Genomic DNA, 17147 nt, shown 5'->3' with positions numbered 1-17147 from the left:
CCTGTCGGATGCGTACCCCACAACCGCGAGACGGACTCTTCTCGAAGGGACTGTGCGTCGCCTCTGTGAGGTCGGCGCGCGCGTCCACCTATCCCTTCGCGATCCTCCATGGCGTCGTGGAGCCATATCCAGGATTCCATTTTCGGCTGGGAATTGCTGCAGGCGCTCGCCTGGGAACGCATCTTCCGGCGCAAAGATGCGGATCCGAAGACGCAACACATGTTCGAACAATTCGAGCAGAGGTATTCTCAGCCCGAGGCGTACGGAAGCGCACTCGCGCACGCACATGAAGCGCGATTGGAATGCGCCAATCTGTTCCGTGATTGTGACGTGTTGCTCGTCCCTGCCGCGGCAGGAGAAGCGCCAGAGGGCATTGGCAACACCGGTACCGGTGACACGAATTTCAACGGGGCCTGGTCAATGTTGCGGCTGCCCTGTCTAACGTTGCCGATGGGCCTCGGGTCTGCAGGCCTGCCCATTGGATTGCAGTTGGTCGCCCGTCGAGGCGAGGATACCACTTTGCTAAACGCTGCGGCCTATGTCGAGGCGTGTCTCACGGCTTAGGGCCGTCTTATCTGCGCCGCTTGACGCTCGATAGGTGACCGACCCGCTCTTGAGTCGTGCCGAGATCCGGGCATGGCCATGCCAAAAGGTCGCCGAAACGCGGAATGGTGGCGGCGACCGCGAGCGAGTTGAACAAGCTAGGTGGGATTTATTGCCCGGGCCGACGCGCGATCAGAACCGTGTCCTTATCCTCATCGGGTTCGCCGGCGACCTGCTAGCATCCAGATAAGAACTCGCCTGTTTTGGAATTCCAATCCAGACTTAGACGACCCCGCTAATGAAGAGATTCTCGAGCGGCCGCAACTATCTTCGGCTCCCAGCCAACTGAACCACGACTCCTATCCACGTCAGGTTCCTGGAGCGTCCGCGGGATGACGTTCGAGGCTTCCACCATCGACCCCGAGCAACCATTCGGCTCGCTTTTCATCTGAGGCCCGGCCTGATTGCGATCTCCTTCGAGAGCGGCGCGGCATTGCAACGCCGACAAGCCACCCATTTGAGAACTCTACCCGCCTTCGGATTCGAATTGGCAGCCGCTACTCGGCGTTTGATTCCTCAAGAGTGGCTCACTTCGCAGAATTTCGCAAATTCGAGGTCGATTTTCGGGGTTTTTATTCTCCAGACGCCTTTACGATTGCATCACAAATTGAGGAGGAGACCATGCTCCAAAAAAGTGTGATCATCGTGCGTGTTCTTGCGGTCGCGTGTCTCCTGCTCGCGCTCAATGCACCAGTGTCGGCACAAAGCAAGTCTACGGTCGTTGCGCCCTCGCGACCGAACCATCAACACTCGATCCCACAAGGATGGTTGGCGGAGGCGATCATTACTACTTCATTGCACAGATGTTCGAGCAGCTGGTCCGCTTCGACCCGGACATGAAGATGGTCAACTAGCTGGCCGAAACCTGGTCCATCGAAGGACAAGCCGATTATCGACGTGCACATCCGTAAAGGTGTGAAGTTCCACAACGGCGGATCCATTAACCTCGGCCGATTTCGAGTTTTCTTATGAGCGGCTGAGGGATCCAAAGATTTCGCCCTATTCTTACACACAGGCGAACGTCGAGAAGTTTGAGATCATCGACGACAACCACTTCAAGTTGCATTTCAAGGCGCCGGATGGTAACTACACCCCCAATACGCTGCAGCTTTGGGCAATTCCGAAGAAGTACTTCAAGGAGGTAGGTGAGGAAGGTTTTGCCAAGGCGCCAGTTGGTACCGGTCCGTGGAAATTCGTGTCCCGCTCGATCAAGGAGGACCTGAAGCTCGAGGCGTTCGGGGGCTACTGGAATAAGGATGCGCGCCCAAGGTCAAGAACCTGGTCCTGAAGATCATTCCAGAAGACCTTACCCGCGTTGCGGCGTTAAAATCGGGCACGGTTGACTGGATCGATGCGGTACCGCTGTCCGCGGTCAGCGAGATCAAGAAGATGTCGGGCGTGAAGACCTTCAAGGCGACTTCGACGAACAACCTCTACATTGATTTCCCGGCCGACAATCCGGAATCGCCTTTCAGTAAGCTGAAGGTGCGGCAGGCCGTTGCACGCGCCGTGGATGTCGATGCTATCATCAAAAGCGTGCTGTTCGGTCAGGGCGAGCGCTATGTCGAGGTCGGCAAGGGTGAGGCCGGCTACGATCCGGACCTGAAGCCATATCCCTACGACCTGAAAGAGGCCAAGCAGCTGCTGACCGAGGCGGGTTATCCGAATGGCTTCGAGACGCCGTGCTACAACCTCATCACGCCGCGCGAGCCGCATTGGAAGGAAATGGGCGAGGCGGTGTTTGCCTACCTCGGTGCGGTCGGCATTCGCTGCAAAGTGCCGGGACTTGAATATTCCGCTTGGCTCAATCTCGGCCGCCGCGGTCGCAGTGGCCCCGAGATGGACGGTGTCGCGCCGTGGGCGTGGGGGCATGGCCTGTCGGGTGATCCGGCTGAGCATTGGGCTGGCACAGCTTCGTCCCAGGGAAGGGCTATGGCGCCTTTTCCCATACCAGCGATCCCAAATTGGACGCAATGATCGAGGAATTGAAGGCGACCATGAATCCGGAGAAGCGGGTCGAGCTGATTAAGCAGATTGCCCGCTACAAGCATGATAACGTGCTCGGCGGCGTGACCACTTATCGCCCGATCGTCACGCTCGCGTGGCGGGAGAATATCGACTTCCGGCCTTGGCCGTTTCCCGGATTGTGGCGAGCCTTTCAGGAAGTCAGCTTTAGGCAATAGAGTGTTTCTCGCGCTACAAGTGTGAACCTCCTCCGAATGAGTCGACACCTATAGTAGGCTCGGAGAGTCCGGAGGTGTCGAATGCAAGGACGTCAACGTCGGTCGTTCACGGAAGACTACCAGCGCCAGGCCGTTGAACTGGCGGTATCGAGTGGCCGATCGAATGGGGTCGGTCGCCAGGGAGCACGGTCTGCGCGACTCGGTGCTGCGACGCTGGGTGGATAAACTCCGGCAGGAGCCGACAGCGGCGGCGTGGCGCCCCGCCACGCAGGCGCCGCCGATGTCAGCGGGACCAGGGTTCCGAGGTCGCCCGGCTGCGCCGGGAGCACGAGCGGCTGCGCATGGGGCGCGACATTTTAAGAACCGCCTGGCGCAGCGGCGCGCCCGTGCGACTTCGAAACAGCCAGTCGATAGCTATCTTCGCCCGAACCCGGGACAGAGCTTCGCTTCATCGAGGACCATCGCGACAGCTATCCGGTACGGCTGATGTGCGCCGTACTCGAGGTCTCGCCGGCCGGCTATTACGCCTGGCGCGAGCGCCCGGAGAGTCCCTAATTCCGTGCTGCTCACCGAGATCCGGCAATTTACCGTGAGAGCGGCGGACGCTATGGCAGTTCGCGGGTCCATGCCCGCCGCAGCAATGAACCGCAAGGCTGACTGCTACGACAATGCCCCGATGGAGAGCTTCTTCCATAGTCGTCCGTTAAGAAGGCGAATTGAGCGGGGCGGGACGGCCGAACGTGCGCCATAGCTGGAGCAGGATGAGGCACAAGAGTTCTCTGAGCCAGGCGAGGATGCGGCGGAAGTTGTGGCCCACGGCTGAGAGGATGACGTTAGCCGCATCGCCGGCGCGGCCTTTGAGGTAGCAGCGGCCGAGGTGACCATCGGCCTTCAGGTGTCCGATGATGGGTTCGATGGCGGAGCGGCGGCGCAGCTCGCGCTTGATGACACCGAAGACGCCGCGCTTCTGGCCGGAGATGAAGATCCGTCGGGGATTTTGTGCGTCGTGGCCGCGGTATCCCTTGTCGACATAGGCCCGCTCGATCGCGCAGCCGGTGAGTGTCTCGGTGCGGTCGATGACGTCCCGCAAGGTGTGACCGTCGTACGGGTTATCGGGTAGCGCCCTGGCGTGCAGCACGAACAGGCCCCCGGGAGAACGGCGGTTGTTGGTGACGATGGAGGCTTTGACGCCGATCTATGGACCACGCCCGCGTTGCAAGAGGAATCGACAAGGGATGAAGCGGTTTGCGCCAATCTATCCGGCTTCAATTTGGGGCTGTTGCCCCGAGCCATCATGGATATCCGCTCACTTCTGTCCTCAATAACTCGTCGGCCTCAAGAAGGGCCATGGAGTCGAACCAGGCTTCAGAAGTGTCGGTGGAACCGTTTCTCCATTCGTCCTTTCCGTCTCGCAAACCTCGGCGGGTTATTGTGCCTTCTGATCCCGACTTTGGATTTTCCTTTCCGGCCCTGTTTCTTATGCGGTGCGGCCCAGGAGGTTGGCGTCGTAGTCACGGCCCTTTGCGAGCATGCTCCAGGTCATGCGCGCAAGTTTTGCGGCCAGGGCAACAACCAAGACATTGGAGTGGAGCCGCTTCGACGCTGCCTCTAACCAGGCTGCGAAGCCATGCCGAGGCCAACTCTGACGCTGCAGAAGTACGGCTCTGGCACCTTGAATAAATAGCGTTCGCAGGTACCGATTACCGCGCCTCGATATGCGCCCGAGAATGGTTCGATCGCCGGTCGAGATTTGCTTTGGTACCAGACCAAGCCATGCTGCAAAGTCTCGGCCTTTATGGAAGGCATCACCGGTTCCGATGGCGGCGACCATCGCGCTTGAGATGATCGGCCCGACGCCGGGCGCACTCATTAGGCGGCGACAGTGTGGATCTTGATCAGCGAGTTCGTCGATTTCTTTCGTCATTGACGCGACCCGTCGGTCGAGATAGCGCCAGTCCTCGGCCAAGTCCTGAATGAGCTGGATCACGCGAGGCGATAAGTTGTCGTTTGGCGCTGAGAGAATCTGAGGAAGTGCCAGTCGGAGTGCTGCCGCTCCCTGCCGCACTGGTAGCCCTCGCTCAAGCAAAAAGCCCCGGATTTGATTGATGACCGCCGTTCTCTGCGTCACCAATCGACTGCGAACTCTGTGTAGTGCCTGTAAATCAAGTTGTTCGGCTGACTTCACTGGAACGAACCGCATTGTCGGCCGCTGAGCGGCCTCGGCGATCGCTTCAGCATCCCGAAAGTCATTCTTGTGACCCTTGAGGTATGGTTTGACGTACTGCGCCGGCAAGAGCCGTACTTGATGGCCTAATTTCTCGAGCCTGCGCGCCAGATGATGTGCGCCTGCACACGCCTCCATTCCGATCAGACAACGCGGAATATTGCCCAGCGACTGGTCAAGCTGATTTCTCGACCGCTTCTTGCGTAGCGTAATTGCGCCTGTGGCATCGAGACCGACGACGTGGAATGTGTTCTTCCCGAGATCGATGCCGATTGTGACAAGGTTCGTATTCGACATGGCTTGCGCTCCTGCTGCTGCCCCCCGCCGGGCTGCACGTTGCCGCTGAGAGCGGGCGTGGTCCATGCCATTAACTCGTAAGGCGCGGCTGCTTTGCCCTTGCCGATGCACTCCACCTCCGGGGCGTGGAAGGAATAAAGCTTGAAGCCGCGCTGGCGCTGCTGCTGCGAGCGGATCTGCGAGGCCCGGCTGAGCGGGAGGGCGAACCTGTTCTCAAGCACAGCCTGACCTTCGATCTTGCGGCGGATATCGCGGATGATCCGGCCCAGTCGGCTGCGCAGGATGCGCAACTGCCGCTGATGCCGCTTGAATTGCTTGGCATGGCCGTAGCGTCCCGCCATCATTGTCGCGGTTTTGGCAATGCGCAGATAGGACTGCCGCAGCTTGACCCCGTGCTTCCTCGCCAGACGGTTGAGCCCCTTGATCGCCGCGCAGCGGCGCGATCTCGCCGTCGATCCAGTCCCAATCGACCTTGCCGGCGAGCTGAACCAGCTCGTGCTTCATATTGATGATTTGGTCCAGCCTGGCCCGGAACAGATCGCCCGATCCCGTCGTCCTGTGCTTCTTCGGTCGCATCGCCACCTCCGATGCGATGACGGAATCATGGTTGGCGATTCGACGGAATCCTGAAAATGAAATTGCAAGGTTCCGACGCCCGAAGCATCAAACCCCTGCAAACGCAAAACAGTCCACAACGACAAATGCGATTCTAGCTCAATCGCTTAGCCACTCTTCACGGACGACGCCATACCCCCAAGACCGAGCTCGTCTATCGACTCCAAGACACACAATTGCAGATGGGCGTCGCGGCTGAGTTGCAACACATCTGCGACATCTCTCTCTGAACATTGACGGCGACGCGGACGGGCAGCCGCATCTTACGCGGTAACCAGTGACAAGGCGAAAATGAAGGGCTGGGGACAGGCCACGGCCGACCGATCTCACCCAACGCTATAAAGTTAACTCCAAACAGATCTATGCCTGGAAAAACAAATGCGGGAACAGGCGGCGTGGCCTTGGACGCGAGGGCCGGTAGCGCGAGGGTACCGAGGAACGATTCGCTTGAGAAGCTTGACATCGATCAGCTCGCCGGTCGAGCCCAATTCTTAGCGCGGAGGTCTGGAACATGAGCACGCCGGACCATGGAAGACACCGGCATGTCTGGATTCGTATTTGGCCTTCCGGTGTCTGCCGCCGCCAAAGCCAACACAAGCACCTTGCCTGATGTGGCGGATCGACGAGCTATCCACCGCGTGCTGGCTCCTTTCGCTCGCTCGAATGATTGTCATGCCAGAGGTAGACCTCGAGTAAACCGGACGCGCGTCCAGCTTCGATTCCCAAATACGCATCGCGCGACGGGCTAAAGAAAACTGGCCAATAGGCAGATACGTGACGAGATGACGGACGCCCACACCTGATGGAACCGGTCGAAACAGCTCTGTTCGACTTCGGTCCCCCGGTCCATACCCCGACGAACCATCGAGCGCAGCGAGGTAGAACAAGCTGCATGGTTTTAGAGATATGACACGCTACACGCAAGGCTAGCCGCCAGCCAGAGAACTGGGGACCCGCACTTCACGTCGAATGATGATCGTACTGCCAACATTCCGGCTGCCGCCAGCTGACCTACCCGGCGTGAACCGCGCTCCGATAGTTAGGCCACCACCAGAACACGGCCTTCTTGCCCCGGTCCAGATATTCAGAATAGTGCGTAATAGCGTCAAAGTCGGTGAATCTCTGCATGCAGCGCCTCGGGTTGCGAGAATAAAAGAACGCTCCTCCAGCTAAGATGCATCGTTGAGGTAAGTAATTGGGTCGCTTGGCCCGAGTTGTCTCAGAACAGTGGTCAGCTGACCAAGCCGAAGCGGAGCTACTGAATGGTGACGGAAACGACGGGAAAAATAACGTTCGATCAGGTTGAGCGGGTGGTTGGGCAGATTGGGTTTGCTCCGGAAGAAGATAGCGACGACACGCAACGCATTCATTGGACACTTTTTCGTACTTCAGGCGTACCACGCCAAGTGAACATCCATGATGCGCGCCCGATCAGCGGTGAGCTTTCCCTCGATCGCGAGGGCTTTGTCCTCGTTCAACATGAAATTGCTGCATTGACCGAGCGTGAGTCCCCTCCCTTCGTTTCAAAATATATCGAGGAGATGGCGGCCTTCATCAAGGCTTATCTCGGCGCCTCGTGGGTCGTGCCTTGGGTTCGCGCTGGCGAACTCGGGGAAGCTAACGTCTTGCTATCTGCGGCAACCCTTCGTTCTGCCGCCGCCGGCTCTAAGCACACACCCGCTCCGCTCGCTCACATCGACTTTTCGTCCAAGTACGCGCCTGCAGTCGCCGCCTTAGCGAACCGAGCTCATGGAATCTCGCGGCGCGCCTATTCTCGAATGATGCTTATACAAGCTTGGTGCGCCCTCTCTCCACCACCTCAGGATCTTCCCTTGGCGATCGCGGATGGAAGAACCGTCGCAGACACGGATTTGATTGAGGACTGGGGGGATCATCCCAATCGGAAATCTGTATCGCCGGGTTGGGTTCTCCGGCACAGCCCAACGCAGGTTTGGTATTACTTCTCGAATATGAAGCAGGACGAATTTATCATATTTAAGGGATACGATTCTGACGAGTCTCGCAACACCAAGTGTGCCCATACGTCATTCGACAATCGGCGCGCCTTCCCAAACGCTACGCCACGCGAGAGCATCGAGACGCGGTTCTGGGTCTACTTCGAATAGTGGGCAAAAGGCAGCGCGGGGCCAGAGGCCGTTATCGCTGCCCCGTGGCGGCTTTTGAACATGTTGACGAATTTGCATCGGCAGGGCGAGTTCGATCACCCCGCCATGAGCGGGCAAGAGTGCCTTGTAAGCGGCAATAGCTATACATCTGCAGAAAGTGTCGAATACTGGTCGCTCCTAACAGGTGAAACTGAGCAACGCTTTTGGTGCCCGCCACGATTGTTGATCGCGTTCTGTTGGTCTTCTTCGATTATTGCGTCCTGAAGCAGCAGCTTCAGCTTTGTGTTCTTGCGCTCCAGGGTACTTCATTTGCTGTATCGAGTTTTGCCCTTCGTCCCAGGTTTGGAATACTGCGCAATCGCATCAAAGTCGCTGGATGCCTGCATTCAGCGCTCCGGGTTGCAGGAAAACAGATCACTCTTCCCGCTAAAGCGGCGTAGTCGCAATGTCTACGCGTCACTTGACGCAAGACCAAAGGTCCCGATAGGGGGCACCGTGCAGTTCAGGGCTTCGTCGCAAACGTTTTCATCCCAGTAACAATGATAATCAGTTGGCGTGGCTTTGCCATCTCGCGGTTGCGGAAGGCGTTGCGCAATCGTCTTTGAGTTGGCGCCGATGGCGGGGGTACATTCAGTTGAGCAAGATCTCAGATGTATACGATGTAATTGTGGTTGGCGCTGGCGGCTCTGGGCTGGCAGCCGCACTGTCAGCTGCATCCCTTGGTGCTAAAACGCTTCTTCTGGAAAAGAATGGCGCGGTCGGAGGCTCCACAGGTATGTCTATCGGCTCAATTACTGCCGCGGGCACGAAGTATCAGAAGGCTCAAGGGATTGTCGATACGACCGATTCTCACTTTGTAGATATGGGCTCGATTCTTGGTCCCGATGATCATCGCGAAAACAAGGCACTGCGTCGCATCCTGGTGGATCATGTGCCCGATACGTTAGAGTGGCTGATGGGCTTGGGGTTGCGATTCTTTGGACCGATGCCAGAGCCGCCCCATTCCAAACCGAGGATGCATAACGTAATTCCAAATTCACGAGCTTATCCCTACGTGCTCTCGCGGGCCTGCTTCAAGGCCGGAGTCGAGTGTGTAACGAATGCGCGTGTCACGGACGTTTTAAGGGACGGCGGTGTTGTGACGGGTGTGATCGTTTCAATAGCAGGAAGCGAGCGTCAAATTAAGTGTCGAGGTGGGGTGATTTTCGCTACGGGTGATTTCAGCGCCAGTAAAGCATTCAAAGAACGATTTCTTCCCTGGGTTGCGCATATTGATGGCTTTAATCCGACAAACACTGGAGATGGACAAAGAATTGGCGAGTCCGTAGGCGCTCCGATTCTCAATGGGGACATATTGTGGGGACCGAGTCTCCGCGTTCAACCTGGGGCAGGTAGCAACTTGTTGGAGCGCCTTCCCGCCTGGCCCTTATTGACCAAACTGATGGAAGTCGCGCTCGCAAAACTGCCGGTGAAGCTGTTCCGGCCGTTTGTCCTGTCCTTTCTGACTTCGACACTTGCGCCATCGGCTAATCTTCTTAAATCCGGGGCGATCTTGATCAATCGACACGGGTGTCGCTTTACAAACGAGGCGGATCACCCAGCATTAGACGTTGCGAAGCAGACCGGAAAGCAAGCCTACATTGTTTTTGACGAAGCAATTGCCAAGAAATTTGTTTCTTGGCCAAACTATGTGTCGACCGCTCCAGGGGTCGCCTATGCCTACATCAGCGATTACAAAAAGCAAAAAATGCTTTACGCAAAAGGCAAGACCATTGCCGAACTAGCGTCGAAGATTGGAGTTCCGCGCGATAAGTTGAGTGAAACAGTCCGCACCTATAACGAGGAGGTAAAAACCCAATCTGGCGAAAGACGAAGACTCGAACGAGGCCCCTTTCACGCAATTGGACCTCTGTCGACCTGGGTTGATATAACGGAAGGGGGGCTCGGTGTCTCAACAAGACACGAAGTTCTAAGTGCTCAAGGAGAGATAATTCCCGGATTGTACGCAGTCGGATCGGTGGGCCAAGGTGGCCTAATACTCGCAGGGCACGGTCATCATCTCGGTTGGGCTTTCACCTCTGGGCGGCGCGCCGGCACTTTTGCCGCAGAGAGAGCAAGAAAGTTGTCAGAGCAATAATCAGCCGTGATATCTGGCCTCGGCTAGCGAGGCTGTCGCAAAGAATCTCAAACGTTCGGAGTGAATATGTCAGCACAAGTTCAAGGCAAGGTCGCCCTGGTGACGGGCGGGGCGTCAGGCATCGGGGCTGCGATTGTGGAATTGCTCGCGCATGAGGGGGCGACGGTCGTAGCGACCGATATCGACGAGTCGAATGGGCCTAAGCTTGCCGCGCGCCTGAAGAGGGCTGGTTGCGACGTGAGCTTCCTATTGCAGGACGTCACCAGCGAGGAGCGCTGGATCGAAGTCGTAGCCGAGATCGGCAAGCGCCATGGTCGGCTCGACGTGATGGTGTCCAACGCGGGGATCAGCATCGGCGTGCCTTCGATCGTCGACATGTCGCTGCAGGATTGGCGACGGCAGACCGCGATTAATCTCGACGGTGTTTTCCTCTCGGTGAAGCATTCTTTGCCGCTGATGCGCAAGCATGGTGGCGGCTCGATCATCGTGATGTCATCGATCTTGGGGCTCCGTGGTTCGGCAAGTCTCGCGGGATACTGCGCGACCAAGGGCGGTGTCCGGCTGTTTGCAAAGGCGATCGCGATGGATTGCGCGCAGGTGGGCGACGGCATACGGGTTAACTCCGTGCATCCCGGTATCATCGACACGCCAATCTGGGGCAAGACCCCAACCGGCGCTGCCGGCGCCGGCCAGAACGCACCGATCGATCCGGAGGAGCGTGCAAGGATAGCGGTGCCGCTTGGCCGCGCCGGGCAAGCAAACGAGATCGCGCAAGGCGTGCTGTATCTGGCCTCGGATGCCTCGCGCTATGTGACCGGCACCGAACTCGTTATCGACGGCGGCACAAACGCCGGCGGGGTGGTGCGAGCCCAAGCCGCCTCCCGCTAGCCACCTTGCCGTAGCCAAGCCAGTACCTTCAGTTCGCCATGCTGCCGCCGGGCTGGCTGGAGACCTATCCAGTTCCCGTGCGTGCGGCGCTCCCAGTTCGATCGGCGTCGTATGTCGTCGATCTCGCATCCAACAGGCTGAAGCACTATCGCAACATCATCGTGGTCCAGAACCGAGCCAATCGATTTCCTTGTCTTTCCTGACAAGCCGATTCTCTTGAATGCGGACGCAAATGACAATTCAGCGGGGACGTCAAGGTGAATCCTGCAGGACTTGAGTTAATTTGCAGTTTATCTGCGCTGCATAAAGGGAAACGAGTATCCTTTCGTCCGATAGCGCTGATTTAGTCTCGCACGGTTGATTGGGTCGCTCTCGATGGCCCGCCAAAGACAGGAGTAAACGCATGGACTTCAAGGTTTCGCCGAAATCGGTGCGGGAGAGCTGCAGCGCCGAGGAGTGGCAGGCGCGGGTCGATCTAGCGGCTGCACACCGAGTGGCTTTCCTTCAAGGCTTCTCAGAGGGAATTTACAATCACCTGACCTACATGGTACCCGGTCGCAACGATCGCTACTATCAGATTCCATTCGGGATGCACTGGGCCGAAGTAACTGCTTCCTCATTCATGGAAGTAGGCATAGACGACGGACAGGTAAAGCGTGGAGAAGGCGTGGTTGAGCGCTCTTGCTATTGCATCCATGCGCCGATCCATAAAGCTGCGCCGCACGCGAAGGCGATTTTTCATACCCATATGCCGTTCGCCAGTGCCCTTACCCGCCTTGAAGATTCGCGCATTAAGGACATTGGCCAGGGCGAAGCCTTTCTGTCGGGATCTATCGTATACGATGATTCTTACTCGGGTCTTGCGCTCGATCCGGCCGAGGGCCTGCGGCTCGCCAAAGTGCTTGGGGGAAAAACGGTGCTGTTCATGGCTAATCATGGCATCACGACCGTCGGCGAGACAATTGCGGATGCTTACAGCAAGCTTTACTACACCGAGCGCGCCGCACAGGTGCAGCTCTACGCAATGTGGACCCACCAGCCGCTGAAGCAACTGCCGGTACAGGTGCTCCAAGAAACCATGCGCGGTGCTGCTGAGATCGTACGAGAGAGGCCGACCCCAGCCGAGCGGTACTTCAATGCCTTGAAGCGGATGCTCGACCGCAAGGAGCCGGAATACGCTACGTAGCTGCGCGTTGTGGGGTAGTAGGAGTGGCGGCGACCAATGCCGCACAACCCGAGACGTAGTGGGCGCTCTGAGCGCTCTTGATCTTGCGCGGTCGCGAAGATGCCCGTGCATGACTTCTAGGGCCTCAAACTGTTGACGCCGATCAAGACGGCGGCCGGACCATCTAAGGTTCACGGTGCGTACTTTCGTGCTGATCTTCCCGAACCCCGATCGGATGGCAGCCGGTTTCGATAACAGGAGCACGAGTGAGCACGGCTGCAACTATGTGGTTGATGCTCATTTCGTGGCTGGCAGGGGCACCGAAATCGTTCCCGCAAGTTTCTGACGTCGCCGAATTGCCTCTTCGGGAACTTTCATCGGTCTCTCAAACCGTTCGACAAAGCCCCGCTCCTAGTGGGGTTTTGCTGCAGGGGGTCTGCACGTGCTCCAGACCCGCGATTTCTGGTGGGTGCAGGCGCGCAAATAGACGCTCTAGTCGGACGCGGCTACTGAGAGGAGATCGCGGATATTGCTCGTCTCCGATCGCGGCAATCGAATATCGTTTGCTGCAAGCCGAAAATTATGCCTGTGAGACACGGGCGTCTCGACTGGATACCACATAACGATGTGGAAAATTGTTCCGTCCTCGCCAATCTCGAAGAGCCTCTGAGTTAGTTTTCGGAGATGAAAATGCCTGCCGAAAAATCCGTGCTTACCATTGTCCTGAATGATCCGGACGCCGAATTGTATGCGCGGCTCATAGCGGGCCGGTTTCCTCAGGTTCGCACGATCGTGGCGCTAACCCCTGAGTACATGGCGCGCTACCTAAATGAGGCAGACGCTCTCCTTGCGTCTCGCTTCCCCATTGACCTGTTGGAGCACGCGAAAAAAATGCGATGGATCCAGTGGACTGGCGCCGGTGTCGACTCGATCATGCCCTTTCGCGAAAGGATAGGGCACATCACCATAACAAATGCACGTGGAATTCATGGCGATATCATCGCTGACTTCGTAATGGCTGGCGTAACCATGCTGCACTGGAATTTCCGTCAGCTCCTGCGTGACCAGGCGGAGCGGAAATGGAGCCCTCGCTTTGTCGCGCCGCTGGCCGAGAAAACCCTAGGCGTCGTGGGACTTGGCGCGATTGGCGCAACGATTGCCCGCCGCGCAAAGAGTGCGGGCATGACTGTCGTCGGCTCGAAGCGGGACGTCTCAGGGCTGGTCGATTGTGTCGATCGCCTGTTTGCTCCCGACGCGCTGAAGGAAATGCTGCCGCTTTGCGATTTCGTGGTTCTGGCGCTGCCAGCCACGGCAACAACCGTGGGTCTCATCGGTGCGGCTGAGATCGCGCGAATGCGGCGCGATGCCTTTCTGATCAACATCGCGCGAGGCCGGGTTATCGTGGAGGCCGAACTAATCCAGGCGCTGGACGCGGGCACGATCGCCGGCGCTTTGCTGGACGTGTTCCAACAGGAACCGTTGCCTCAGGGAAGTCCATTATGGGACATGCCGAATGTCATTGCGACACCGCACATTTCAGGGAGTGCTACAAACTATGCGGAGCGAGTATTTGCCATCTTCGCCGATAACATCGAACGCTTCCTGACGGGGGAAGAGTTGATCAACGTCGTGGATCTGGCACGTGGTTATTGACTGCATCGCAATCGATATCCACCGCGAGCGCTCCAGGGTCGGGCCGCGAGCACAGGAACTAAAAAGGCTGATGAAAAGCTTCTCGATTTGTCACATCGCGGCAAGCGTTGCCATTGGCTAGCTTCGCGTCGGTCGACCCAGAACGCGCAATGACAAATAACACAGTTTTTCGGCGGATGGACTGCGCGCGATCGAGCATTCCTCGACGGCCAGCGTTCTCATCTGCGCACAAAAATTGCCTGTCGACGTGAGCCGATCTTCAGCAGCTTTACGAGCTCAAGTTACCGTCCTCCCTCTGCCCCTCGCGTCAAGGACATGCGCAAAGGCGCTCCGACGGTGATCGCGGGCTCAGCGCTTAAACTGCAAGGCTGTCCTATTTTTGTTCAATTTATCAAATCTGGGCCCGGTTTTCGGCGTTTTTGTACTTGCGGAGCCTTTTACGATTTTAAGATCATCGGGGAGGAAAGAGCATGATCATATCGCGTCTTTTTGCCGTTGCGTTTGGCTTACTCGCGCTCAATACAACGATCTCGGCACAAACCAAGAACACGATTGTCGCGGCTCTCGCGGCCGAAGGAGAGGTGCTCGACCCCACTAGGTCCATCGGCGGCGCCGATCAATACTTCATCGGACAGATGTTCGAGCAGCTGGTCCGCTTCGATCCGAACCTAAAAATGGTCAACTGGCTAGCCGAATCCTGGTCCATCGAGGGGACGGCGGACAAGCCGATCATTGACGTGCATCTCCGTAAAGGGGTGAACTTCCACAACGGCGATCCGTTGACCTCGGCTGATTTCGAATTCTCCTACGAGCGCCTCAGGGATCCAAAGATCTCACGCTTTTCTTATACGCAGGCGAACGTCGAAAGGTTCGAGATTGTCGACAACCATCACTTCAAGCTGCATTTTAAGGCGCCGGACGGTAACTACATCCCCAACGCGCTGCAGCTCTGGGCGATCCCGAAGAAGTATTTCGAAAAGGCGGGAGAGGAAGGCTTTGCCAAGGCGCCGGTCGGCACCGGGCCGTGGAAGTTCGTCTCTCGCTCGATTAAGGAAGATCTGAAACTCGCGGCATTCGACGATTACTGGAACAAAGATGCGCGGCCCAAGGTCAAGAACCTAGTTCTCAAGATTATTCCGGATGACGTTACGCGTCTTGCAGCGTTCAAGTCGGGTGCAGTTGACTGGATAGATGCAGTGCCCCTGTCTGAGGTCAACGAGATCAAGAAGATGCCGGGGGTGGCGGCCTTTACGGCCGTTTCGAGGAACAACCTCTACATCGATTTTCCCGCCCACAAGCCGGATTCACCCTTCAGCAAGCTGAAGGTGCGACAGGCGGTGGCGCACGCGGTGGATGTCGATGCCATTATCAAAAGCGTGCTGTTCGGCCAGGGCGAGCGCTATGTGGAGGTCGGTATGGGCGAGGCTGGCTACGATCCCAATCTGCAGGCGTACCCTTATGACGTGAAAAAGGCGAAGGAGCTGCTGGCCGAAGCGGGCTATCCGAATGGATTCGAGACGCCGTGCTACAATCTCATCACGCCGCGCGAGCCGAACGTCAAGGAAATGGGCGAGGCAGTGTTTGCATATCTCGGCACGGTCGGCATTCGCTGCAAGGTGCAAGGGCTTGAATATTTGGCTTGGTCCAATCTCGCCTACCGCGGCCTCGGCCATCCCGAGATGGACGGCATCATGCCCTTAATGTGGGCTCATGGCTTGCCGGGTGATCCAGGTGAGCCATGGTCCGGCATGCTACATAGCTTCATCCCCGGCACGGGATTCGGTGCTGTCTCGCATTCCGAGGACCCCAAAGCCGACGCAATGGTTGAGGCGTTGAAGAATACCATGAACCCGGAGAAGCGGGTGGAGCTCATTAAGCAGATCGCTCGCTACAAGCATGAACGCGTGCTCGGCGGGGTCACCACCTATCGCCCAATTATCACGCTGGCCTGGCGCGACGACATCGCATTCCGGCCCTGGCCGTGGCCCGGATTGTGGCGTCAGTTCCAGGAAGCAAGCTTCAAGGAATAGCCGGTCTCTTCCGCATTGAAGGCGGTTTTGGCCAAAGGGCGGCGCGAGCGCGATCGTTTTCGTCACGCTAATGCTGCCCGTGGGCACGCCGCATCGCACGCGTACACTTCGACGTTATCCGGTCGTAGCGCAGGCGCCACCATCCGTCCGGCTTTTGCTTGATGAGCTCGACGCCTCTTACATTCGCACGGGCGTTCGGTCGGCGCACTGAAGCGTCTTTGGAAATTCGTGTTCTGCAATGCGCTGCTGCTGTGGCGCCGTCGCTCTGACCGGCTGGCGGCAGCTACGAATATCTGCTCGGCACCGACATATCTTCCTCAGCCGAGATGTATTCTCGTGTGTCTTCATCGGTGCGCGAGTATCCGCGATCGTGGCCCCCTATGCGATCGTGTTTTCCGGCGCGATTGGCAGAAGTTCGGAATTATCGCGGGATACTTCGGCGGCATCATTGTCGCAGTGACCATCTGCTTTACTAAAATATGACGGCGCCCCCGGGGCTCGCGCCGGCGCTGATCATTGGATCCCGGCCTATCTAGTGTCGTCACCTACTGACCCGCGTCATCACAGCGAAATCTTGTCATCGCGAACGGGATTTGGTGCTATTCGCTAAAATTCGGCTACGGCTCGCTCGCGATCTTCATCCGGAGCCGAACGTCTCCAATACGCTTGTGTCCGCGATGATGCTGCAGGTCGGTCAGGTGACAATCTTCGATGCGGTTATCATTCCTCGGGTGAGGGGTCCCCAACACGTCGTAGGGCCGGGGGTGCTAGCGCTGGTGCGACGGCGGGCTTGAGCAGAAGCAGACCAGAGTACGCCGAAGATCTGCTCGTTGGATGCGCCGGAATACTTCGGCAGAAGGCGCAAAGGCCTTACAAGTTCGGGGGCAAGGACTCCGTCGCCACGCTAGCGCATGTGAAGCGCGCTCAGTTCTGCCCATGCGAAGCCGCTACCCGGCTCTTGGCAACCATCATCCCAGTTATGGAGAATCTCATCGATAACGTGAATTCTTACAATGAAACACTCTCGCCTGTCACAATGCACCGCACGATAAGCTCAGCGTGTTCACAATAGCTCAGAAGCGGCACATGACACCTAAGATCAAGCGGCTCCCTCGCGTCGTGACCTGTGAGCCGCCCTAATTGGTTGTCCGTGAACAAGCCTCCAAGCACTTGATTGGGAGTCTGTTTTCCGGTTGCGGCGGCATTTGAGATTGCAGGGGATTGAG

Annotated in this window: 11 protein-coding genes and 2 pseudogenes; 10 read left to right on the top strand and 3 right to left on the bottom strand. The window is 57.6% G+C overall.

Annotation, left to right across the window (positions count from 1 at the left end; all coding sequences use genetic code 11):
- Window positions 1-108 precede the first annotated feature (108 nt).
- The 4 genes from XI09_RS10825 to XI09_RS10810 all read left to right on the top strand — a co-directional run bounded on the left by XI09_RS10825 (window position 109) and on the right by XI09_RS10810 (window position 2786).
- Window positions 109-564 (top strand): amidase family protein, encoded by a 456-nt coding sequence (locus XI09_RS10825; protein ID WP_271566816.1) that lies wholly within the window; start codon window positions 109-111, stop codon window positions 562-564.
- Window positions 565-1579: 1015 nt separating this feature from the next.
- Complete coding sequence (locus XI09_RS10820) at window positions 1580-1891, top strand: ABC transporter substrate-binding protein (RefSeq protein WP_333939070.1); 312 nt, start codon at window positions 1580-1582, stop codon at window positions 1889-1891.
- On the top strand, window positions 1882-2580 hold the full coding sequence (locus XI09_RS10815) for an ABC transporter substrate-binding protein (RefSeq protein ID WP_333939069.1): 699 nt from the start codon (window positions 1882-1884) through the stop codon (window positions 2578-2580). The genes XI09_RS10820 and XI09_RS10815 overlap by 10 nt, the downstream gene beginning before the upstream one ends.
- Window positions 2577-2786, top strand: coding sequence for a hypothetical protein (locus XI09_RS10810; protein WP_271566815.1), 210 nt, complete (start codon window positions 2577-2579; stop codon window positions 2784-2786). The genes XI09_RS10815 and XI09_RS10810 overlap by 4 nt, the downstream gene beginning before the upstream one ends.
- A gap of 703 nt (window positions 2787-3489) precedes the next feature.
- Here the strand turns inward: XI09_RS10810 and XI09_RS10805 are convergent.
- The 3 genes and pseudogenes from XI09_RS10805 to XI09_RS10795 form a co-directional block, all read right to left on the bottom strand.
- Window positions 3490-3978, bottom strand: a pseudogene (locus XI09_RS10805) (IS5/IS1182 family transposase); the annotation flags it as partial.
- A 285-nt stretch (window positions 3979-4263) separates the two neighbouring features.
- Window positions 4264-5307, bottom strand: a complete 1044-nt coding sequence (locus XI09_RS10800; RefSeq protein WP_271566814.1) for an IS110 family transposase — start codon at window positions 5305-5307, stop codon at window positions 4264-4266.
- A gap of 23 nt (window positions 5308-5330) precedes the next feature.
- Window positions 5331-5883, bottom strand: a pseudogene (locus tag XI09_RS10795) (IS5/IS1182 family transposase); the annotation flags it as partial.
- Between the two features lie 1301 nt (window positions 5884-7184).
- On the opposite strand from XI09_RS10795, the gene XI09_RS10790 reads away from it, so the two are divergent.
- The 6 genes from XI09_RS10790 to XI09_RS10765 all read left to right on the top strand — a co-directional run bounded on the left by XI09_RS10790 (window position 7185) and on the right by XI09_RS10765 (window position 15921).
- Window positions 7185-8048, top strand: coding sequence for a CmcJ/NvfI family oxidoreductase (locus tag XI09_RS10790; RefSeq protein WP_271566813.1), 864 nt, complete (start codon window positions 7185-7187; stop codon window positions 8046-8048).
- 634 nt (window positions 8049-8682) lie between these two features.
- On the top strand, window positions 8683-10185 hold the full coding sequence (locus tag XI09_RS10785) for an FAD-dependent oxidoreductase (RefSeq protein ID WP_271566812.1): 1503 nt from the start codon (window positions 8683-8685) through the stop codon (window positions 10183-10185).
- A 66-nt stretch (window positions 10186-10251) separates the two neighbouring features.
- Window positions 10252-11073 (top strand): SDR family oxidoreductase, encoded by an 822-nt coding sequence (locus tag XI09_RS10780; RefSeq protein WP_271566811.1) that lies wholly within the window; start codon window positions 10252-10254, stop codon window positions 11071-11073.
- Window positions 11074-11476: 403 nt separating this feature from the next.
- Complete coding sequence (locus tag XI09_RS10775) at window positions 11477-12259, top strand: class II aldolase/adducin family protein (protein WP_271566810.1); 783 nt, start codon at window positions 11477-11479, stop codon at window positions 12257-12259.
- Window positions 12260-12928: 669 nt separating this feature from the next.
- A complete protein-coding gene (locus tag XI09_RS10770; RefSeq protein ID WP_271566809.1) occupies window positions 12929-13891 on the top strand; it encodes a D-2-hydroxyacid dehydrogenase in 963 nt (320 codons plus the stop codon).
- A gap of 470 nt (window positions 13892-14361) precedes the next feature.
- Window positions 14362-15921: an ABC transporter substrate-binding protein gene (locus XI09_RS10765; protein WP_271566808.1), complete on the top strand. Its 1560-nt coding sequence runs from the start codon at window positions 14362-14364 to the stop codon at window positions 15919-15921.
- The last annotated feature ends 1226 nt before the right edge of the window (window positions 15922-17147 follow it).

Origin of the sequence: Bradyrhizobium sp. CCBAU 11386 (assembly GCF_028128955.1) — a bacterium.
Lineage (GTDB): Bacteria > Pseudomonadota > Alphaproteobacteria > Rhizobiales > Xanthobacteraceae > Bradyrhizobium.
The sequence above is the reverse complement of the archived record's forward strand: the minus strand, read 5'-3'. Positions and strand labels throughout refer to the sequence as shown.